This window comes from Paracoccus haematequi (assembly GCF_900631945.1).
GTDB lineage: Bacteria > Pseudomonadota > Alphaproteobacteria > Rhodobacterales > Rhodobacteraceae > Paracoccus > Paracoccus haematequi_A.
In genome coordinates, this window is record NZ_UZWE01000002.1 from 1 (window position 1) to 819 (window position 819).

The following is an 819-nucleotide window of genomic DNA, read 5'->3' on the forward strand; positions in this document are numbered from 1 at the left end:
CTAGGGTCTGTGGGGATTCACACTCGGAGGCTGATGTGATTCATAGTCAGGATGGATCGCAATGTTCTGACGGATGCCCAATGGGCGAAGATTGAGCCGCACTGTCTGGGTAAGCCAAGCGACCCTGGCCGCAGCGGGAAGGACAACCGGCTGTTTCTGGAGGCGGTGCTGTGGATCGTGCGCACGGGCAGTCCATGGCGCGACCTGCCGGAGCGGTTCGGCAACTGGAACACGGCGTTCCGGCGGTTCCGAGATTGGCGACAAGCCGATGTTTTCAGGAGAATATTCGATGCGCTGTCGAATGAGCCTGACCTGGAATACGCCATGGTCGATGCTACGATCGTCAAAGTCCACCGCCATGGTCAGGGCGCAAAAGGGGGACTCAGAGCCAGGCCATTGGCCGCTCGAAAGGCGGCATGACGACCAAGATCCTGGCCCTCACCGATGCCTTGGGCAACTTGGTCCGCTTCCGGCTCATGCCGGGCCAGCGCTACGACAGCGTCGACGTGCCGCCGCTGATCAACGGGATCGCCTTCGACGGGTTAATCGCCGACAAGGCCTTCGACAGCAATGCGCTGATTGCCGAACTGAATAATCGCGGCGCTCGGATCGTGATCTCGCAGCACCCCGCCCGTGCGCAGAAGCTCAGGATCGATGCTGACATCTACATCTGGCGCCACCTCATCGAGAACTTCTTCTGCAAGCTCAAGGAATTCAAACGCATCGCCATGCGTGCTTGCAAGACCGACCGGAGCTTTGAAGCAATGATCTACCTCGCTGCCGCCGTTATCAACTCACGATGAATCCCCACAGACCCTA

1 protein-coding gene is annotated in these 819 nt (G+C 59.3%); it reads left to right on the forward strand.

Annotation, left to right across the window (positions count from 1 at the left end; all coding sequences use genetic code 11):
* Positions 1-51: 51 nt before the first annotated feature.
* Positions 52-803 (forward strand): IS5 family transposase gene (locus PARHAE_RS00010; protein ID WP_126152562.1). Its coding sequence is split into 2 segments (ribosomal slippage): positions 52-382 and positions 382-803, totalling 753 coding nucleotides; the frame shifts between segments, so codons are not numbered across the junction.
* The last annotated feature ends 16 nt before the right edge of the window (positions 804-819 follow it).